We start from the raw sequence: 19,614 nt of genomic DNA on the forward strand, positions 1-19,614 counted from the left end.
TGTGTTTTTTTACTATTTCTTTAATATAAAATAGATAGATGAAAATATGAATAATTAAAAAGTTTTTAATCTATAGAAATTTTGATTGAAATAGACTAAGAAGCTCTTGTACATCTTTTTGAGGGGAACGACCAAACATCCATCGGTAGTCTCGGATAAATTGAGATACACTTTCATATCCAACCTCTAGTGCGGCATCAGTTACGCTCATAGATTTGTCTAGCATAAGCTTCCTTGCTTCTATAAGTCGAAGCTTTTTTTTACATTGAAGAGGACCCATTCCTACAGCACTTTTGAATTTTTGGTGAAAGCTAGATAAGCTCATGTTGCTTTGTTCTGCTAATTCCTCTACTGTAAAAGGATCTTTATAATGATGTTTAATCCAATTGTTAATATAGTAAATATCTCCTGCTTGCTGAAGATTAACAATGTTTTGAAGAAATTGTTTTCCATATGGTCCTGAAATTACATTAAAGATAATCTCACGTTTTAGGTGTTTACCCATGAATGACAACTTGTCCATTTGTTCATTCATACTCAATAATCGGAATATAACTTCTAAAAGTTTATTATTATCATTATGTTTAATATTATTATGATATTCTGTTTCAAATAATTTCCCAGGAAAATCCCCTTCCATGTCTAATAAGACAGAGATAACATCATCTATGGAAAACTCGATTAACAACGCAAGAAAGGGTGAATCCGGCGAGGCAAGTAAAGGTTGCCCAGATATAGGGGTATCTATTGCAGAAATTAAATATTGCCCAGAAGTATAATCTGATATCCCTGTTGCAAAATAAAGGCGCATAGTACCGTTTATAACAAGGGATATAAACGGATTAGGTATGCTTGGAATGTCAATATCTTTCTGGATATAACGATAAATTGTAAGATACGGAATTGTGGTCTTATTTTGACCTTCCGTTATTGCAAGTTGCTCAACAGTTGAATAAAGATTTCTTAGTGTAGTGTTCATTGAACCTCTTCCTTACTTATTAGTATTAATTTGGAAAAATCATCAAAAGAATCACCTTTTCTGAATTCAGCACCATCTACTAAATTAAAAAAACAATTTGGAATTTCTTTCAATCGAAGATTTTGGCTAATACAAGGTGTACATCCTTTATTATGGTTTGTAGGGTGTAAGGGACATTTCAAATTTTTGCAGGTGCAAAATCCTTTTAAATTACTCATATTTTTCCTCCGGTAATTATGTTTATTAGTAAAAGTATTCATGATACTTTTACTAATAAATCAAGATATATTTCTATACATATCAATTAGGTGTTATCCTTTATTTTGACATACTCAATACAGCACGGAAATGTGTTTTTGAAGACATCATTTTTTCATAGGCTTCAGGAGCTTGTTCTAAAGGAAAGACTTCAATCATTGGACGTACATCTGTTAGTATGCTGTATCGGATAGCTGCCTCCATTTCGTTTATATCAGTAAATGTACCTTTTACAGTATATGGACCTTTTAAAAAGTCCATAGCAGACCATTGTAATTGTTCATCTGAGACTGCTGCAATAATGAGTTCACCATCCGTCCTCAACCCACCTATCAGAGAAGAAATTACTTTTGCATTTGGTGCTGTAGCTATAATTACTTTTGCACCACCTAATGATTTTAAAACTTCAGCTATATCTTCCTTATCTGAATCAATATAATGATGTGCTCCAAGTTGTCTTGAAAGACTCTCTTTATCTGTGCCACGAGAAATAGCAACCGTTTCATAACCGGCTTTCTTTGCGTACTGTATTGCAAGGTGACCAAGTCCACCAATACCAGAGATTGCTACAATGTCACCAGGACGTGCTTTACTATTCCTTAATGCACTAAATGTAGTTTCTCCTGCACATAGCAATGGAGCTGCTTCTTCGGCTGAGATTTCGTCTGGAATTAGAATTAAACCATCCTCATAAGCAACCATATATTCTGCATATCCTCCGTCTGTTGTAAGAGCTGTTGTATGACCATGTCCTCCATGCCATCCGATACCTACTCGTTGACCAACTTTCCATTTTGTAGAATTAACTCCCAATTTTTCTACTATGCCTACTACTTCGTGTCCTGGAATACGAGGATAGGATGAAGTAGCACCCTCAATAACTTTTGAATCACCGTGGCATATTCCGCATGCTTCTACACGAAGAAGTACCTGACCTTCTCCTGGTTGTGGCACAGGAATTTCAACTAGCTTCATAGGCTCTCCTTTTGCTGATACTTGAATTGCTCTCATCATTGACATATATCATACCTCCTAAAATTTTATATTGTAACAATCATGATGTATCATACAGTTTCCTGTTAAAATCATTTTTTATGAGTGTATGATAATATTTTTGCACAAATAGAAAAACTTCGATTGCCTATTTATTTAAATAATTTGCACGATTCTATTTATTATTTTTAAAGTTAATTAGACTTATTCCTTTAAATACCTTATATAATGTAAAAACCTCACTTGCTATTGATACAGAGAATCGTATCATAAGTAAATGAGGTTTTAGTCATAACCGGTAAAACTATTTGGCTAGGATAGTTTTTATAAGTTAAGATATTTTTAGTTTGTATTCTACAAGTTATTATATATATGAAGTATTGTTAATAATATAAGAAGAATGGTTAATTTTCTATGAAAAATAATCCATATTTTTTTAAGCCTTCTTCGCAATAAATAAGTAATACATAAAAGCAACAAAATAATGAAGCATATTGTTCCTAAATTTAATGTAAAAAACTTAGATGCAATTTGTACATCTTTAAAAGTAGTTGTTATGTCATTTCCTGCAAAAATACCATGTAGAAAACCGGTAATAATCATTAATATTCCAGCCACAATATGATATTTTCTAAAAAAAGAGTTTATTGAATATTTTCCGCTTCTTCTAGTTATGTATTTCAAAGCTGTAAAAATAAGCAACGCTATACTAATCCAAGCAAATCTAATACTAATATAATACAAAGTATACTCTCCTTTATTGATTATTAGAATTAATAATTTCTTTTAATGAAACATGTTCATTTCTAAATCTAGCCTGAGGATTCTTATCACCTTTTACTTGGATAGCTTTTACTGGACAATTATTTACACAAGAAAGGCAAGATTCACAATGATTACTAAATATAATTTCTTTTGATTCATTAAAAGATACATTTGCTCTTGGGCATACTTTTATACAAGTACTACATTTAATACAATTCTTATTTACTGAGAAATTAGAAGGGCTATCTATTGGATGAAATAGATTTACAGTTTTTAATATATTCCTTAATAGTCCTCCTATTATAATACCATTGTTTATATACTTTCTATTATTATTTATGTCATCTATTAAATGATTTATATTTTCTTCTATATTCTTATCTAAAGATTTTTCTTTATCAATATTTGCAATTGGTATGTGATTTCCTATCATTTTTATGCTATTAGAATAGCTAATATTAATATTGTGTTTTTTTGCAAAAGATTTAACCCATTTTGTAGCATTACCATTATTATTACCACAAGTCATAATTATAAAGATATATGGACTTATTAATGTTATTTTTTCTATAAACTCTTTTACTATATTAGGCACAGAAAGTCCATAGGTAGGAAAAATAATGCCTATCTTTTCATCTTCAAAAACATACTGATTTCCTTTTAATACTTGAGGAATAGAATAAAGATCTCCACCAACTTTTTTTGCAATATATAATGAATTTCCGGTTCCAGTAAAATAAAAAGTTTTCATAATAAATTATCTCCTCTCTAAATTAATAATGTTTTTTATACAAATCATTACTTCAAATACTTATTCATATTATTAGCTATTCAAAGTCTATATAGATTGTATAGAGCACGAATTTAGATAACCATCAAACATGTTTCTTTGGAAACATGTTTATAATATCACCAACATGTTTCCGAGTCAACATTATTGATGATTAAATTTATTAATGCCATTTACAAATTTTATTAAAATCATTAAAATAAATATGTTTCCTAGAATACATCTAATTGGAGGTTACACTTTTGAATAAAAAAATTGAGACAATAGTAAGTGAAATTGAAACTTTAATCGTACAATTTGAAGAAAAAAAATATTCTCACAATGAGGAAAAGATTGCGCAATTATTAAAAGAAAATGAAATTATTAATATTAATCATATTTCCATTACAGAATGTCATGTAATATCATGTATTGCTAGTATAGAAGAAGCAAATGGAATTACAATTGCTAAAAAACTTAAAATGACTAGAGGGGGAATTTCTAAAATAGCTAATCGTCTCATAGAAAAGAATCTTATTACAACTTATAAAGATGAAAACAATGAAAAGAAAATTTTTTATAAACTAACTGAGTTGGGAGAAAAAGTTGATAAGATACACAATCAACTTCATAAAAAAAATTATGATTCTCTTTGCAATATAGTGAGTAATTACACATCACAAGAGCAAGATATAATTCTTAGATTTATAAAAGATTTACAGGATAATAATATTAATTGAATAAAATTAATCTACTTACTTAAAATATAACTATATTTTAGATAAGGAGATCAAATTTATATGTACAGTACTATATTATTTAGCACAATAATCAAATGTATTTTAATATATATTTTAGCACTGATTCTTAGTAAGTTAATTGGAATTAAAATTATTTCACAAATGAATTTTTTTGATTTTATAATGGCTGTTTCTGTAGGATCAATGATTGCTAAAATTATAATTGATAAAGACCATGTAGTTTTTTCTGGAATTATAGCATTAATAATTTTTACATTATTAACTATAGCAACTAGTTATTTAAATTTAAAAAGTTATATGGCTAGAAGAATAATAAATGCTAAGACTTTAATATTAATAGAAAATGGACGTATTATTGATAAAAATATGAAAAGACTTAGACTTACAATAAATGAGCTTATGATGAAATTAAGAGAGAAAGATGTTTTTAATTTAGAGGATGTACAATTTGCAATTATGGAGAGTAATGGTCAATTATCAGTTCTAATAAAATCTAATAAAAAGCCAATAACTCCATATGATATGGATTTAAAGGTAAAGAGTTCTTCTTTAATAAATGATATTATAATTGATGGAAAAATAATAGATAAGAATCTTGAAATAGTAGGCATAGATAAAAGTTGGTTACAGTCTGAGCTTAAAAGGAAAAATATAAATAATATTGAAGATGTTTTTTATGCAGGTGTAGATAAAGATAAAAAGCTTATTATTTCGGAAAAGTATCCTGATGATTTTAATCCAGAAAATAAATTTGGTATAGAATAAATATTAATGATAATGCGGATGAATAGAAAATATTGTATTAATTTTAATTATTTATAAAAAATAAATAAAAAAGGTTGCAATTAAGTAAATAGTATGTTATTATAAAAGAGTAGCAAAGTTGCTAACAAAAAAGTTTCATTTAGATAAATAGTTTCTCGAAAATTAGAGATTATTATATCAATTTAGAATCTTTAATTTTAGGAGGAATATTTATGACAGATAAGACAATAACATGTAGAGATTGCGGAAGTGAATTCGTATTTTCAGTAGGAGAACAAGAATTCTATAAAGAAAAAGGATTCGAAAATGAGCCAACAAGATGTGTATCTTGTAGAAGAGCTAAAAAAGAACAAAATAGAAGATAATTTTAGATTGTTATAGGTTGTAGTTTAAACTACAACCTTTTTTGATATTTATAACTTATGAATTATATACAGATAAGAATAAACAGTTAAAAGGAATAGTATAAGATAACAGATACTATTCTTTTTAATTATTTACATTCTTTTAGCTAGTTTTGAGATATGCATTTTTTAGGACAAGCAAGTTGGCATGCTCCACAATCAACACAAGCTGATGGATTTATTGTTCTTTTTTTATTTTCTAATTGTGATATACATCCGACTTTACATACTCTTTCACAGTTTCCACAAGATATACATTTAAATTTATCAATTACTCTCGGCATAGATATGACCTCTTTTATAAAGTCTGTTTACAAGAGCTAACTGTGACTTCCAATACTCTTGTTAAGAAAGGAAACTTATTTCTCATCATTTTAAAGTTATCTCCATCTTTTAAGAATCTAGCAGTTCCTTCAAGTAAAAATCCAGTTCCCATATATTTATATCCCATTACTTCATGGCTACCAAGTGTTAATTTAACATTAGGATTAATATTTATATTATTTTCTGTTTTTATCATTGCAGCTGCTGGAATTAATATTTTATTTTCTTCCACAATAACTATATAGCTATTCCATGTATTTGATACATGAGCCTCATTATTTGCACAAGTTACAATAGAAACAACCCCTTCATTACTTAAGACCTCTAAAAATTTTTCTGTAAACATTTTATATTCCTCCTTGAATTATAGATACAATGTATCGTCGATAATATTTATCTGGAATAATGATATAATATATTTTTTTTTATGTCAACAATAAAATTCCATTTGCAATTTAATGTAATATAAGTAAGCTGTCTTGAATGAAATTTAATAATAATGTATGATAAATATATTATTTTTTAAGGAGAGTAAAATTAAATGAAATTTTCAGTAGGAGTAGAATATGCACTACATTGTTTACTATATATGGTTAATTTAGATGAAGGTAAATCAGTTGGAATCAGGGATTTAGCAACATTTCAAGGAATATCAGAAAGCTATCTATCTAAGGTATATGCAAGATTGAGTAAAGCTGGAATAATAAAATCTGTACCAGGAGTAAAGGGAGGATATGCCCTAGCTCGTAGTGCAGATAAGATAACATTTTGGGATGTTGTAGAAGCTGTAGAGGGAAGTGAACCATTCTTTCAATGTGCAGAAATAAGACAAAATAATATATTAATAGATAAGAATAACTTACCAGAGACACACACTAAGTGTCCTTGTTTAATAAAAGTAGTAATGTTAGAAGCGGAAAATGAAATGAAAAAGTATTTAAATAATAAGACATTAGGGTGGCTATATAATCAAGTATATAATAATATACTTCCAAAAGAAATGGAGAAAGCAACCATTGAATGGTTTAAAAACATAAAAAAATGATAGTATGAAAAATAATAAAACATCAGTAATGTGGCAGTTTAAAGTGGCCTTTTTACTGATGTTTTATTATTTATTTTTATATAATTTAAATTATAATTATTAAAAAGTTGACAAAATTAAAGCTAAATACTAAAATTTGCATATATTAGGTATAATTTAAGAGTTTTTGTAATAATTTGTTTTTTAGGAGGGTTTAAATGTATTATAAAATAATAAAAAATTATTTTAAGTAAAAGAGAAAATGACTTTATTATTTTATAACTTTATTATTTTATTAGGAAAGAATAAAATTTTATGAAAAATATTGAAAATTTTAATAAAATACATAAAAAGAACTTAAGAGTAGCAATTTTATTTTTATGTGTTGCAGTTTCAATTATTGGATTATTTTTATTATATATATATATGAATAAAATAAATAATGTTATTAAAGAAGAAGCCAAAATTACATTAGAAACTGTTTCATCTCAAAATATAATTAATTTAAAAAGTAATATTTCATCTAAGGAAAATTTACTTAGAGAGTTAGTTAAGAATATTGAAAGTAATAAAAACTTTAACATTGAAAGTATTATTACAGAGCTTAAATCACATAGTGATGTGAATGGATTTTATAATATGGGTATTATTGATAAAAATGGAATAGGCTATACTACTCTAGATCAGAAATTAGACTTAAGTAATTATGATTATTTTATCAATGGAATAAATGGAATTAGTCAAATTACTAGTGGTTATATTAGTGAAGATGGAAAAGAAATACTAAATATATTTACAGTACCTATATATAAAGAAGATAAAGTAGAAATGATACTGACAGCAACGTATAAAGCAAGTGACTTCTCAAAGCTCATAAATATTACTTCTTTTAAAGGAAAAGGTAAAAGTGTAGTAGTTGATTCGTTAGGGAATTTAGTTTCTCAGGTAAATAATTTGAATGAAAATAAATTAGAGGCTATACAGGAGTTTGATACTAATAATATACTAAATATATTAAAAGAATGTATAGATAAATCGGGCAAAAATATCATTAGCTACGAATATAAAGATGAGGAGTATTTAGCATACTGTGAAAAGATAGGAATTAATGACTGGCATCTAATATCATATGCTCCTAAAAAAGAGATTTATAAAAATATGGAAACTATAAATAAGATTATGGTAAGTGGATATATAATTGTTTATATAAGTATGATAATATTCTTATTTATTTTTTTTATGGAATATATTAAGTATCAAAAAAGAATTTCAAAAATTATATTTATAGATGAGTTAACTAACGAAAAAAATAGTGAATATATGAAATTATATTTTAAATATATGAGCCAAAAAGATAAATTAGATAAGTATATTGTTGTAATGGATATTGATAAATTTAAGAATATTAATATAATGCACGGAAGTGATACTGGAGATAAGCTATTAAAATATATTCCATTAATTTTTAAAGAGTTATTACCTAATGATGAAATATTTAAATATCAAGCGGATGTATTTGCTTGTATTATTTCAGGAGCCTCACAAGAGGATATAATAAATAAAATTAGTAAATTTCAAAATAGAATAAGAGAAGATATAGAGAAAAAATTAATTGTTTCAATGAATCTTTCCTTTGGAGTTTGTTCTCTTCAAGAGTTCGAAGATTTACATTCAATATATAACAATGCTTTAATTTCTAAGAATGAAATAAAAGGAAATGTAAATAAAAAAGTTAATTTTTTTAATGAAGATAATAAAAATAAAATTATAGAAAATAGAAAATTTGAATCTAAATTTATAGATTCATTAAAAAATAATGAGTTTGAAGTATGGTATCAACCTAAATATGATATGAAAACAAATGAAATTTGTGGAGCGGAAGCATTAATAAGATGGCGCGAAAAAGATGGACAACTTATTTCACCAGCTAAATTTATACCTGTTTTCGAAAATAGTGGACAGATATTACAACTTGATGAAGCAGTAATAGAAACAACGTTTAAAGATATAAAAGAGATGGATAATTTAGGATTACCTGTAAAGCCAATTTCGATTAATTTATCAAGGATGCATGTAGAGCATATAGGAATAGTAGATAAAATAAGAGAGTTAATGAAAAAATATGAAGTAAATCCTTCTTATATTTCTTTTGAAATTACAGAAAGTGCCTTAAATAAAGATAATTATTTAATAAATAAAATTATATTGAAGCTTCAAAAAATAGGATTTGAAGTAGATATAGATGATTATGGGGTAGGTAGTTCAACATTAAATTCTATTTATTCTTCTAATTTTGATACATTAAAGTTAGATAAATCATTTGTTGATAATATAGGTGATTTAAAAATGGATATAATTATTAAATCTACAATTAATATGGCTAATGAATTAGGAATGAAAATTGTGGCTGAGGGAGTTGAAAATAAAAATCAAGTTGAGTTTTTAATTAAAAATAATTGTAGTATTGCTCAAGGATATTATTATTCAAAACCATTGGATAAACTAAATTATTTTGAATTATTAAAAAAGAAGGGTAGCTAAAATAGAGAAAGTGTTAATAGTACTAAAAGATAAAATAATATGAAGTTTATAAAAGATTAAAAAATTTTAATTTTACTCTCATTCTTTCTTCATGAAAAATATTATTTTATATTATATAATTCATATTACAGATTAAGAAAAAGGGGAAATAATATGAATAAATATTTAGAAAGTATAAGAGAAATAATAAGTAAAAGCAAGAAAAAAATAATAAGAAAAATTTCTATATTAATAGCTGTATTAGTAATAATAGGAGCTGTAGGTGTTATAACTGTATATAGTATAGCTAAATCTAATATTAATTATACGGTTGATGAAGCAAAGAAAGTGGCACTTCAAGCAGTTGAAGGAGAAGTAATAGGTATTAATAAAAAATTAGAATTAGACACTTTCAGCTTTGAGTATGAATTTAAAATAAAGGATTCAAATAACATACTTATGGAAGTTACTGTTGATTCAAGTTTAGGTGCTATTACGGACTTAGATAATTATTATGATTAAAATTACATATATGAAGTAACTTATAAAGGAGTAGACAAAGTGAAAAGCATATTAATTGTTGAGGATGAACCTAATATTTCTGATTTTATAAAAGGAGAATTGGAATATGAGGGATATAATGTTTGTATTAAAGAGGATGGTAGGAAGGGGTTAGAAGAGGCTTTAAGAAAAGAATACGATCTTGTAATACTGGATGTTATGCTTCCTTCAATGAATGGATTTGAAATATGTAGAAGATTAAAAAGGGAAAAGCAGACTTCAGTAATAATGCTTAGTGCAAAAGATAGTGTAATTGATAAAGTTAATGGTTTGCAAATAGGAGCAGATGATTACATAGCTAAACCTTTTGCAATAGAAGAATTACTTGCACGTATTGAAGTAGTTTTTAGAAGACAAGATAGTTTAAGTAATTATATAGTAAGGTTTAAGGATATTGTAATTAATAAAAGCTCAAGGATTGTAAAAAAAAATGGAACAGAGATAAATTTAACTAACAAAGAATATGAACTATTAACAATATTAATAGATAATAAAGATAGGGTAGTTACTAGAGAAGAATTGTTAGAAAAAATATGGGGATATGGGTATGAACCAGAAACTAATGTTACAGATGTATATATTAGATATTTAAGATCAAAGTTAAATAATGAAGATAAGGAAGAGTATATACAGACAGTTAGATCAATTGGTTATATCATGAGGAGTTAGTTATGAAAACTAAAAAGTTACCTATATTTTTAGAAATTATGAAAAATTCATTTTTTATAATTAGCTTAATTTTAGTTATATATACAATTGGTCAATTAATTACATTTTGGGTGTTTACAGATGAATATGAAAGAGACTTATTAAAAGATAGGTATAAAGAGATAACTAGTTTATCCAAGGATATAAATGTAGATATATCAGAAAGTGGATTTTATGAGTATTTACAGCAGTTAACTAATAATGATGACGAAGGTATAAGGATTTATTCTTTAGATAAAGTATATTACGAATCTAAAACAGAAATATGGAATGAGATTAAATTGGATTATGTAAATCAAGAAACTATAATGAACTCTAAGTTTTTTGATTTTGAGCTATATATGGTTATAACAGGTCCAATAAATATAGGGAATTCTCAATATATAATACAAATAGTTAGAGAAAATGATATGTTTCAGGAATTTATTGAAAGTTCATTACCAATTTTAATTTTTACATTAATTTTAGGTCTAGTTTTAAGTGGAATAGGAGCTATGTATGTTTCTAAGAATTTTATAAATAGGCTTAGAAGACTTATAACAACTATGAATGAAATAAAGGAAAAAGGAATTAATAAAAGGGCTGAAATTTCAGAACTAAATGATGAAGTAGATAAAGTAAATATTGTTTTTAATTCGATGATGGATGAATTAGAGGATGCATTTCATGAGCAGAGTAGATTTGTATCCGATGCATCACATGAGTTAAAAACACCACTAACAGCACTTCATGGACATTTAAGTATGTTAAAAAGGTGGGGAAAAAATGATAAACAACGTTTAGAAAAATCATTAGATATATGTCTAAAAGAGGTAGAAAGATTAAAGAAATTAGTAAATGATATGCTACTATTGTCTAAAGCGGAAAAAACAGAAGTGGATTTTAATAAATTAGATGAAATTGATCCAATAATAGTAGTTTATGAAGTGGTAGAACATTATAAAATTTTAAACCCGAATGTAAAATATATAATTAATATTGAAGAAAATATAAAAGTTAAAATCGACCCAAATGACTTAAAGCAATTATTAATTATATTTATCGATAATTCAATAAAGTATAATAATAAGGATAATATAGAAATTCAAATAATATTAAAAAATGAATTAGGTAAATTAAAGTTAGAAGTCAGGGATAATGGAATTGGAATACCAAAGAATGAAATCAATAATGTTATGAAAAGGTTTTATAAAATTGATAAATCTAGAGTAAATAATAATTCCTTTGGAATTGGACTATCTATTGCAAATAGAATAGTAAATAATTATAATACTAAAATTTATATAGAGAGTGAATTAGACAAATATACAATAATAAGAGTCTATTTAAAATGATTGGAGGATAAAATGAAAAAATTAAAGTTAGTAATAATTACAACAATAATTAGCATTAGCTTAATGGGATGTAGCAATTCAAAAGTATTAAATAATAAAACAGTAACTATTGATGAAGCTAAGGAAATAGCATTAAAACATGCAGGATTAACAAGTGATCAAGTATCATTTGTTGAAGCAGAAAGTGATATAGATAATGGAGTAGAAAAATATAATATAGAATTTTACTGTGATAATAAAGAATATGATTATGAGATAAATTCAAATAATGGAGAAATAATAAAATATGATTATGATGCAGAATATAATCAAAATCAAAATAATGTAAATAGTGTAGTTAATATTTCTGAAGAACAAGCAAAAGAAATAGCCCTAAAACATGCAGGGATAACAAGTGATCAAGTTTCATTTATTAAATTTGGAGTTGATGTAGATAACGGAATACAAATATATGAAGTAGAGTTTTACTATAATAATAGAGAATATAGTTATGAAATAAATGCTAATACTGGAGAAATATTATCTTACGAACAAGATTAATATTAATTAATGTATCTAATATGTATCATAGAATATTTTTATTTGGCAATATAGAATTATTTAATAAAAATTAAAATAAAAAAGTTAAAAATTTTCTGACAGACAAATTAAAAAGAAAAAATTAAAAGTATATATTTGTATTAATGGTAAATTATACGATCACATGTTTACAAAAAAGTATAAATATTGTAATATTTTCTTTGATAGTGAAATTTTATGCGATGGAGGGAATTATGAAAAGTTTAAAAGGAACAAAAACTGCAGAAAATTTAATGAAATCATTTGCTGGAGAAAGCCAAGCTAGAACAAGATATACATATTATTCAAGTATAGCTAAAAAACAAGGTTATGTTCAAATTTCAAACATATTCATGGAAACTGCTGAGCAAGAAAAAGAACATGCTAAGAAGTTTTATAAATTTTTAAAGGAAGATTTTAAAGATGAGGCTATTGAAATAACAGCATCATATCCTGTATCATTCCATGAAGATACATTATTAAATTTAAAGGCTGCAGCAGCTGGTGAAAATGAAGAGTGGACAGAGTTATATCCTGAGTTTGCTAAAACAGCAAGAGAAGAGGGATTTGAAGTTATTGCTACTGCTTTTGAAAAAATATCTGAGGTTGAAAAAAGACATGAAGCTAGATATTCAAAATTAGCTAAAAATATTGAAGAAGGTTCAGTATTTAAAAAAGAAGAGCCTGTATTATGGAAATGTCTAAATTGTGGATACATATATGAGGGGGCAGAAGCACCTATTAGTTGCCCAGCTTGTGCACATCCTCAAGGATACTTTGAAGTATTTGTAGAAGCGTATTAATATATTATAAAATGTTATTGGATAGTTCTTTGAAATAGGAGCTATCCTTTTAAGTTTTGAGATTTATAAATGAAACTGAATTCAAAATACTGGATTAATTTTAAGAATTTATAAAAAATAATCAAAAAAAGGTTGTAATTAAGAAAATACTATGTTATTATAAGAGAGTAGCAAAGTTGCTAACAAAAAAGTTTCATTTAGGTAAATAGTTTCTCGAAAATTAGAGATTATTATATCGATTTAGAATCTTTAATTTTAGGAGGAATATTTATGACAGATAAGACAATAACATGTAGAGATTGCGGAAGTGAATTCATATTTTCAGTAGGAGAACAAGAATTCTATAAGGAAAAAGGATTCGATAATGAGCCAACAAGATGTGTATCTTGTAGAAGAGCTAAGAAAGAACAAAATAGAAGATAATTTTAGATTGTTATAGGTTGTAGTTTAAACTACAACCTTTTTTCATGGTTTATTATAAAATTATATAAAAATAATATGAGCCCTGTAATACTTTAAATTACAGGGCTCATATTATTTTTATATAACGATTTATATTAATTTTTGTACATTTTTAAGAAAGAAAAGCAATAAATCCATATATAATTCCTATATTTATAAAATCTATAAATAATGCTCCTACTATTGGAACTATAAAGAATGCAGTTTTAGAATATAAATATTTCTCAGTAACTGAATTCATATTAGCCATTGCATTTGATGTAGATCCCATTGCAAATCCAGTTAAACCTGCTACCATTACGGCAGAGTCATAATTTTTACCCATTAATCTATATGATACAAACATACCATAAAAATACATTAGTGCACATTGAGCTAAAAGTAAAATTAACATTGGAAGTGCTAAGTCCACTAAATGCCAAAGCTTTAATGTTATAAGTGCCATACCAAGGAATAGATTTAATGATACTTCTCCAACTACCTCAATTTCCTCTAAAGGGGATTTTAAAATAGTTGAGTTATCAGAAATATTTCTTATAACAGCAGCCACAAGCATTGAACCTATATATGCTGGGAAAGTTACTCCAGCAAACCATTTTCCAACAAATGAGTTTAAAGCATCAGTTAGATAAGTTCCAAGAGCCATGGCTATTAGTATTTGAAAGAAAGCCATACTGATTTTATTAGTATCTAGCGTAGTTTTTTTAGTATCTATAATAGATAAATCAAAATCATCTTCATTAGATAATTGAGATTTTTTCTTATTTATTAAATTATTTTTAACAATCAAACGATTAGCCATGGGACTACCAAGAAAAGAACCAGCAATAAGTCCAAATGTTGCAGCTGTTAGGGCTACTGTTAGGGCTTCAGGATATCCAAGTGCTTCAATACTAGGTGCTACAGCTGCCGATGTTCCATGGCCACCTGTTAACGCAGGTGAGGCTGTAAGTAGTGCTAGAAGTGGATTAATTCCTACAAATTCTGCAAGACCAACAGCTAATACATTTTGAAGGGCAGCTAAGACTGTAGCTATAAGTAAAAATATTAATATTTGTTTACCGCCGACTTTAAGCATCTTTAAGCTTGCATTAAATCCAACGGTACAGAAAAACATTGTTTGAAAAAATGTTTGCAATGTTGTATCAAATTCAAATACAGCAATATTACTTTGTCTAAGAATCATATGTACAATTGAAAATATAAGTCCACCAATTACGGGAGAGGGGATAGCATATTTTGAAAATAACGGAATATTGTTTTTAACTGCTTTTCCAACTAAAAGGAAAATTACAGCTAATCCGATAGATTGAATCATATTAAATTGAATTGTCATTAAAAGTCCTCCTAAAAGTTATAAAAGTATTTTTAATTTATAATTAGTAATGTGAAATTTTAATTTTATATAGGAAATTACATAGAGATATTATTTGTAGAATTACATTATTATATGAATAATATTAGCTTAGCAGATTATTTGGGGCATAATTAGACTTGCTTCAGTATAAATATTAATATTTATATTAATATAGGCGATATTCTACAAAAAGGTAAATAATAGTATACAATTATTACTAATTAAATATTAATTTAGCATATATACAGAAAATGTTCAATAAGGATTATATTATAAAAAAAGAGAATATAATCATTTAATTCTCTCAAGATAATGATGAAATCATTTAGAACACAGGTTTACAGTTTTTTATTTATAGTACTTTAATAATATATGTAAAAAAATACAATATTAAATTAAATAATAGCCTTAAGCGTTAAAAAATGACGTTTAAGGCTATTTTTATTATTTATAAATATTATAAAATAAATAAGTTTATTTAAAAAAAGGAAAAATTTTTTAAAAATATCTATTGACAAATTATTAGGTAATAATTATTATTAATTACAAGAGATAATTGATAAAAAATATCAATTGAAAATAAATTTCAGGAGGGGATTAATATGTCATTAATCAATAAGAAAGTTTCAGATTTTACAGTTCAAGCTTATCACAATGGAGAATTTAAGGAAGTAACATTAGAATCAATCAAAGGACAATGGTCAGTATTTGTATTCTATCCAGCAGATTTTACATTTGTTTGCCCAACAGAATTAGGAGATTTAGCAGATAACTATGCTAAGTTTAAAGAAGCAGGTTGTGAAGTATATTCAGTATCTACAGATACTCACTTTGTTCATAAAGCATGGGCAGATGCTTCAGAAACAATTGCAAAAATTCAATTCCCAATGTTAGGTGATCCAACAGGTAAGTTAGCTAGAGATTTTGAAGTTATGGTTGAAGAAGATGGTTTAGCTTTAAGAGGATCATTCGTAATAAGTCCGGAAGGTGAAATAAAGGCTTACGAAGTTAACGAACCAGGAATTGGAAGAACTGCAGCAGAATTATTAAGAAAAGTTCAAGCAGCTCAATTCGTAGCTGAACATGGGGATCAAGTTTGCCCAGCTAAATGGCAACCAGGTGAAGAAACATTAGTGCCAAGCTTAGATTTAGTTGGTAAGCTATAATATTTGATATTAAGGCTTTATCTAAACTGAAAAGTTTAGATGTAGCCTTTAATATTTATAGATAACTAAGAGTTATATGATGATAAGTGGTAATTTTTATGTGTGTTTATTTACCACTTATCAGAATAAAAATTTATTTTTAAAGTATTAATAAAATTTTATATGTATAAAACTTTATTAATATTTTAAAAAAGTAATAGGAGGTAGAGAAAATGGAAAAAATATATGATTTATTAGTAATTGGTGCAGGTCCAGCAGGACTTTCAACTGGAATATATGCAGGTAGAGCAAAATTAAATACGTTAATCATAGAGAAGGCGGAATTTGGTGGACAAGTAAACAAAACTTATGATATTTCAAATTATCCAGGAGCTAGAAATAGTAATGGACCAAAGTTAATGGAAGAAATGAGACAACAGGCAGAAGATTTTGGAGTAAATTTTATGTCTGCAGAAGTTTTAGAAGTTAGCTTAGAAGGTGATGTAAAGACTTTAAAGACTGATAGAGGAGAAATAAGAGGTAGAAGTGTAGTAATAGCTACAGGAGCATCACCAAGAAAGTTAGGATTTAAAGGTGAAGATGAGTTTACAGGTAGAGGAGTAGCTTATTGTTCAACTTGTGATGGACAATTCTTCGAAGGGTTAGAAGTCTTTGTTATTGGAGCAGGATTTGCAGCAGCTGAAGAAGCAATGTTCTTAACTAAATTTGCAACTAAGGTTACTGTTATAGCTAGAGAACCAGAGTTTACATGTGCAAAATCGATAGCAGATAAAGTTTTAGCACATCCAAAGGTTGAAGTTAAATTTAATACTGAAATATTAGAAGCAAATGGAAATGAAATGATAAACTATGCTAAGTTTATTAATAATAAAACAGGTGAAACATTTGAGTATCATGCTAAAGAGGAAGATGGTTCTTTCGGTATATTTGTATTTGTAGGATATGCGCCACAAAGTCAATTATTTAATGGAATTTTAGAGCTTGATAAGTTTGGATATATAGTAACAAATGAAAATATGGAGACTAATATTGAAGGTGTATATGTTGCAGGGGATTTAAGACCAAAAGCATTAAGACAAATAGTAACTGCAGTTTCAGATGGTGCTATTGCAGCAACATCAGCAGAGAGATATGTTATTGAATTAAAAGAAAAACTTGGAATTAAAGATGAATATGAGCCTAAAAAAGTAGAGAAAAAAGAATTTAAGAATGTTGATTTAGATAATGTATCAAAAAGAAGTAAGCTTTTAAATGATGGATTAAGAGCTCAATTAAAAGGAGTATTAGCTAGATTAGAAAAGAACGTTACACTTGTATCTATAGTAGATGAAAGCAATAGTAAATCAATAGAGTTAAGAGATTTAATTTTAGATATTGCAGATTTAGATGAAAGAGTTAGTGCTGAAATATATAATAAAGGTGAAAATATAGAAGTTGAAAATAAGATAAATGCAGATAAGTATCCAGTAGTAGCATTATTAGATAATAATAAAAAATATAGTGGTGTTAAGTTCCATGGAGTTCCGGGAGGACATGAACTAAATTCATTTATATTGGCTATATATAATCTTGGGAGTGCAGGACAACAGATATCAGAAGATACTTTAAATAATATTAAGAAGATAGACAAAGATATAAATATTAAAGTGTGTGTATCATTATCTTGTCATTTATGCCCTGATGTAGTAGTTTCATCTCAAAGAATAGCTATAGAGAATGAAAAGGTAGAAGCAGAAATGATAGATATTTCAAACTTTAAGGAAATAAAAGATAAATTTAAAGTAATGAGTGTACCAGCTATAATAGTAAATGATGAGCAAATATATTTTGGTGCAAAAAAGATTGATGAGATTATAAATATAATAAAGTAGTATATTATTTAAAATGAAATTATATTTTTGTAAGGACAAGTTACTGATAGAGCCATTATTGCTAAGTTTGTAAATATTATTAGACTATGATAGTATAAATGATGCAAGAACGTAAAAAGTACTCTTTATTAAAAAAGAGTACTTAAAAAACGAATGGAGGAAATGAATTTATGTTACCAAATTGTCCAAAATGTAATTCAGAATATACTTATGAAGATGGAAGCCTTTTAATATGCCCAGAATGTGGTCATGAATGGACTGCAGCAAGCCAAGCAGCAGAAGAAGAAGCAAATATTATAAAAGATGCAAATGGAAATGTTTTAAATGATGGAGATACAGTTACAATAATTAAGGATCTTAAAGTAAAAGGTGCTTCATCAGCATTAAAACAAGGAACAAAAGTTAAAAATATACGTTTATTATATGATGTTACAGATGGTCATGATATAGACTGTAAAATTGATGGATTCGGAGCTATGAAGTTAAAATCATCAGTAGTAAAGAAGATATAATAATTCAATACAAAGGAGCTATTAGTAGGGATTAATAGCTCCTTTTATTTGAAGATAAAAATATTTTTATTAACTATTGCTACCTTTGAAATACTTTTAAATTAGTTGAATGTAATCTATGATATAATAAGTTAGTGAAAATTAATTAGTTGGAGGCGATAATTTATGTTTACTAAAGAGGAACTTTTAGTAATTGAAGATGCATTAAAAATAGCAGATGAAAAATATATTAAACTTCTTGATGAAAGCAAAAATAATAAAAATAAAATGGTTGCATTTAATAGAAAACAAAAAAAATTATGGTTAGTTCAAAATAAATTAAATAAATTGCTACAAGAAAATAAATAAAATATAAATACTTAAAAAATATCTAGTATAAAAACTAGATATTTTTTTTATTACCTTTAAATTATATATCTAATAAAATTTGGAGGGTATAAAAAAGTATTAATAAATGAAAAAAATATACAAAATATATAAGAAAAACAGATTAAATTACAAAAAAATACTAAATCTTTTTATTGGAATAAAAGTATAATTTATACATGTAAGTAATTGTAAAAATATTTGCTCCATCTGTTTTAAATAAAATATTTATAAAAATAAAATCCATAAAAAGTAAAAAGAAATATTTTTAAATAAATAATTCTTTTGTTTTAAAATTAAAAATATTTAAAAAATTCAAAAAAAGATTTTTAGGGAAATAGAAAAAATAAATCA

23 protein-coding genes are annotated in these 19,614 nt (G+C 26.3%); 15 read left to right on the forward strand and 8 right to left on the reverse strand.

The window, feature by feature from the left end:
- Positions 1-70 precede the first annotated feature (70 nt).
- From EJJ37_RS08660 to EJJ37_RS08680, 5 genes are all read right to left on the reverse strand, one after another.
- Positions 71-979, reverse strand: a complete 909-nt coding sequence (locus tag EJJ37_RS08660; RefSeq protein ID WP_133015189.1) for an AraC family transcriptional regulator — start codon at positions 977-979, stop codon at positions 71-73.
- A complete protein-coding gene (locus EJJ37_RS08665) occupies positions 976-1,197 on the reverse strand; it encodes a DUF6485 family protein (protein ID WP_133015190.1) in 222 nt (73 codons plus the stop codon). Before EJJ37_RS08665 ends, EJJ37_RS08660 begins: the two co-directional genes overlap by 4 nt.
- A 100-nt stretch (positions 1,198-1,297) precedes the next feature.
- On the reverse strand, positions 1,298-2,257 hold the full coding sequence (locus tag EJJ37_RS08670) for an alcohol dehydrogenase catalytic domain-containing protein (protein WP_133015191.1): 960 nt from the start codon (positions 2,255-2,257) through the stop codon (positions 1,298-1,300).
- Positions 2,258-2,584: 327 nt separating this feature from the next.
- On the reverse strand, positions 2,585-2,974 hold the full coding sequence (locus EJJ37_RS08675; protein WP_133015192.1) for a hypothetical protein: 390 nt from the start codon (positions 2,972-2,974) through the stop codon (positions 2,585-2,587).
- A gap of 13 nt (positions 2,975-2,987) precedes the next feature.
- On the reverse strand, positions 2,988-3,746 hold the full coding sequence (locus EJJ37_RS08680; RefSeq protein WP_133015193.1) for an EFR1 family ferrodoxin: 759 nt from the start codon (positions 3,744-3,746) through the stop codon (positions 2,988-2,990).
- 281 nt (positions 3,747-4,027) lie between these two features.
- On the opposite strand from EJJ37_RS08680, the gene EJJ37_RS08685 reads away from it, so the two are divergent.
- From EJJ37_RS08685 to EJJ37_RS08695, 3 genes are all read left to right on the forward strand, one after another.
- Entirely contained in the window at positions 4,028-4,504 is a 477-nt protein-coding gene (locus EJJ37_RS08685) for a MarR family winged helix-turn-helix transcriptional regulator (RefSeq protein WP_166484714.1), read from the forward strand.
- Positions 4,505-4,564: 60 nt separating this feature from the next.
- Positions 4,565-5,290 carry a DUF421 domain-containing protein gene (locus tag EJJ37_RS08690; protein ID WP_133015195.1) on the forward strand — a complete coding sequence of 242 codons (726 nt, stop codon included), beginning with the start codon at positions 4,565-4,567 and terminating at the stop codon, positions 5,288-5,290.
- Positions 5,291-5,502: 212 nt separating this feature from the next.
- Complete coding sequence (locus EJJ37_RS08695; RefSeq protein ID WP_133015196.1) at positions 5,503-5,655, forward strand: zinc-ribbon domain-containing protein; 153 nt, start codon at positions 5,503-5,505, stop codon at positions 5,653-5,655.
- 146 nt (positions 5,656-5,801) lie between these two features.
- Here EJJ37_RS08695 and EJJ37_RS08700 read toward each other — a convergent pair whose 3' ends face one another.
- Entirely contained in the window at positions 5,802-5,978 is a 177-nt protein-coding gene (locus EJJ37_RS08700) for a 4Fe-4S binding protein (RefSeq protein WP_133015197.1), read from the reverse strand.
- Between the two features lie 14 nt (positions 5,979-5,992).
- A complete protein-coding gene (locus tag EJJ37_RS08705) occupies positions 5,993-6,364 on the reverse strand; it encodes a pyridoxamine 5'-phosphate oxidase family protein (protein WP_133015198.1) in 372 nt (123 codons plus the stop codon).
- 195 nt (positions 6,365-6,559) lie between these two features.
- Between EJJ37_RS08705 and EJJ37_RS08710 the strand changes: the two genes are divergently transcribed.
- From EJJ37_RS08710 to EJJ37_RS08745, 8 genes are all read left to right on the forward strand, one after another.
- Complete coding sequence (locus EJJ37_RS08710; protein WP_133015199.1) at positions 6,560-7,063, forward strand: RrF2 family transcriptional regulator; 504 nt, start codon at positions 6,560-6,562, stop codon at positions 7,061-7,063.
- A gap of 294 nt (positions 7,064-7,357) precedes the next feature.
- Positions 7,358-9,583, forward strand: a complete 2,226-nt coding sequence (locus EJJ37_RS08715) for a GGDEF domain-containing protein (RefSeq protein WP_133015200.1) — start codon at positions 7,358-7,360, stop codon at positions 9,581-9,583.
- 153 nt (positions 9,584-9,736) lie between these two features.
- Positions 9,737-10,084, forward strand: a complete 348-nt coding sequence (locus EJJ37_RS08720; RefSeq protein ID WP_133015201.1) for a PepSY domain-containing protein — start codon at positions 9,737-9,739, stop codon at positions 10,082-10,084.
- Between the two features lie 39 nt (positions 10,085-10,123).
- Positions 10,124-10,792, forward strand: a complete 669-nt coding sequence (locus EJJ37_RS08725) for a response regulator transcription factor (protein ID WP_133015202.1) — start codon at positions 10,124-10,126, stop codon at positions 10,790-10,792.
- A gap of 2 nt (positions 10,793-10,794) precedes the next feature.
- A complete protein-coding gene (locus tag EJJ37_RS08730; protein ID WP_133015203.1) occupies positions 10,795-12,165 on the forward strand; it encodes a sensor histidine kinase in 1,371 nt (456 codons plus the stop codon).
- A gap of 12 nt (positions 12,166-12,177) precedes the next feature.
- The gene (locus tag EJJ37_RS08735) at positions 12,178-12,705 is read left to right on the forward strand and encodes a PepSY domain-containing protein (RefSeq protein WP_133015204.1); all 528 of its coding nucleotides are present in this window, start codon (positions 12,178-12,180) and stop codon (positions 12,703-12,705) included.
- A gap of 233 nt (positions 12,706-12,938) precedes the next feature.
- Positions 12,939-13,526: a rubrerythrin gene (rbr, locus tag EJJ37_RS08740; protein WP_133015205.1), complete on the forward strand. Its 588-nt coding sequence runs from the start codon at positions 12,939-12,941 to the stop codon at positions 13,524-13,526.
- A 270-nt stretch (positions 13,527-13,796) separates the two neighbouring features.
- Positions 13,797-13,949, forward strand: coding sequence for a zinc-ribbon domain-containing protein (locus EJJ37_RS08745; RefSeq protein WP_016207147.1), 153 nt, complete (start codon positions 13,797-13,799; stop codon positions 13,947-13,949).
- 151 nt (positions 13,950-14,100) lie between these two features.
- On the opposite strand, the gene gltS is transcribed toward EJJ37_RS08745, so the two are convergent.
- The gene (gene gltS / locus EJJ37_RS08750) at positions 14,101-15,324 is read right to left on the reverse strand and encodes a sodium/glutamate symporter (RefSeq protein ID WP_133015206.1); all 1,224 of its coding nucleotides are present in this window, start codon (positions 15,322-15,324) and stop codon (positions 14,101-14,103) included.
- A gap of 623 nt (positions 15,325-15,947) precedes the next feature.
- Between gltS and ahpC the strand changes: the two genes are divergently transcribed.
- From ahpC to EJJ37_RS08770, 4 genes are all read left to right on the forward strand, one after another.
- Complete coding sequence (ahpC, locus tag EJJ37_RS08755) at positions 15,948-16,511, forward strand: alkyl hydroperoxide reductase subunit C (RefSeq protein ID WP_133015207.1); 564 nt, start codon at positions 15,948-15,950, stop codon at positions 16,509-16,511.
- A gap of 212 nt (positions 16,512-16,723) precedes the next feature.
- Positions 16,724-18,382: an FAD-dependent oxidoreductase gene (locus EJJ37_RS08760; protein ID WP_133015208.1), complete on the forward strand. Its 1,659-nt coding sequence runs from the start codon at positions 16,724-16,726 to the stop codon at positions 18,380-18,382.
- Positions 18,383-18,552: 170 nt separating this feature from the next.
- A complete protein-coding gene (locus tag EJJ37_RS08765) occupies positions 18,553-18,894 on the forward strand; it encodes a zinc ribbon domain-containing protein YjdM (protein WP_133015209.1) in 342 nt (113 codons plus the stop codon).
- Between the two features lie 165 nt (positions 18,895-19,059).
- Entirely contained in the window at positions 19,060-19,242 is a 183-nt protein-coding gene (locus EJJ37_RS08770) for a hypothetical protein (RefSeq protein ID WP_133015210.1), read from the forward strand.
- Positions 19,243-19,614: the final 372 nt, after the last annotated feature.

Source organism: Clostridium cuniculi, from assembly GCF_004353185.1.
Lineage (GTDB): Bacteria > Bacillota > Clostridia > Clostridiales > Clostridiaceae > Clostridium > Clostridium cuniculi.

What these genes read in the sequence shown, in the direction of transcription:
- EJJ37_RS08660 (WP_133015189.1), bottom strand. Translation starts at nt 979, where the DNA reads ATGAACACTACACTAAGAAATCTTTATTCAACTGTTGAGCAACTTGCA.
- EJJ37_RS08665 (WP_133015190.1), bottom strand. Translation starts at nt 1,197, where the DNA reads ATGAGTAATTTAAAAGGATTTTGCACCTGCAAAAATTTGAAATGTCCC.
- EJJ37_RS08670 (WP_133015191.1), bottom strand. Translation starts at nt 2,257, where the DNA reads ATGTCAATGATGAGAGCAATTCAAGTATCAGCAAAAGGAGAGCCTATG.
- EJJ37_RS08680 (WP_133015193.1), bottom strand. Translation starts at nt 3,746, where the DNA reads ATGAAAACTTTTTATTTTACTGGAACCGGAAATTCATTATATATTGCA.
- EJJ37_RS08690 (WP_133015195.1), top strand. Translation starts at nt 4,565, where the DNA reads ATGTACAGTACTATATTATTTAGCACAATAATCAAATGTATTTTAATA.
- EJJ37_RS08695 (WP_133015196.1), top strand. Translation starts at nt 5,503, where the DNA reads ATGACAGATAAGACAATAACATGTAGAGATTGCGGAAGTGAATTCGTA.
- EJJ37_RS08700 (WP_133015197.1), bottom strand. Translation starts at nt 5,978, where the DNA reads ATGCCGAGAGTAATTGATAAATTTAAATGTATATCTTGTGGAAACTGT.
- EJJ37_RS08705 (WP_133015198.1), bottom strand. Translation starts at nt 6,364, where the DNA reads ATGTTTACAGAAAAATTTTTAGAGGTCTTAAGTAATGAAGGGGTTGTT.
- EJJ37_RS08710 (WP_133015199.1), top strand. Translation starts at nt 6,560, where the DNA reads ATGAAATTTTCAGTAGGAGTAGAATATGCACTACATTGTTTACTATAT.
- EJJ37_RS08715 (WP_133015200.1), top strand. Translation starts at nt 7,358, where the DNA reads ATGAAAAATATTGAAAATTTTAATAAAATACATAAAAAGAACTTAAGA.
- EJJ37_RS08720 (WP_133015201.1), top strand. Translation starts at nt 9,737, where the DNA reads ATGAATAAATATTTAGAAAGTATAAGAGAAATAATAAGTAAAAGCAAG.
- EJJ37_RS08730 (WP_133015203.1), top strand. Translation starts at nt 10,795, where the DNA reads ATGAAAACTAAAAAGTTACCTATATTTTTAGAAATTATGAAAAATTCA.
- EJJ37_RS08735 (WP_133015204.1), top strand. Translation starts at nt 12,178, where the DNA reads ATGAAAAAATTAAAGTTAGTAATAATTACAACAATAATTAGCATTAGC.
- rbr (WP_133015205.1), top strand. Translation starts at nt 12,939, where the DNA reads ATGAAAAGTTTAAAAGGAACAAAAACTGCAGAAAATTTAATGAAATCA.
- EJJ37_RS08745 (WP_016207147.1), top strand. Translation starts at nt 13,797, where the DNA reads ATGACAGATAAGACAATAACATGTAGAGATTGCGGAAGTGAATTCATA.
- gltS (WP_133015206.1), bottom strand. Translation starts at nt 15,324, where the DNA reads ATGACAATTCAATTTAATATGATTCAATCTATCGGATTAGCTGTAATT.
- ahpC (WP_133015207.1), top strand. Translation starts at nt 15,948, where the DNA reads ATGTCATTAATCAATAAGAAAGTTTCAGATTTTACAGTTCAAGCTTAT.
- EJJ37_RS08760 (WP_133015208.1), top strand. Translation starts at nt 16,724, where the DNA reads ATGGAAAAAATATATGATTTATTAGTAATTGGTGCAGGTCCAGCAGGA.
- EJJ37_RS08765 (WP_133015209.1), top strand. Translation starts at nt 18,553, where the DNA reads ATGTTACCAAATTGTCCAAAATGTAATTCAGAATATACTTATGAAGAT.
- EJJ37_RS08770 (WP_133015210.1), top strand. Translation starts at nt 19,060, where the DNA reads ATGTTTACTAAAGAGGAACTTTTAGTAATTGAAGATGCATTAAAAATA.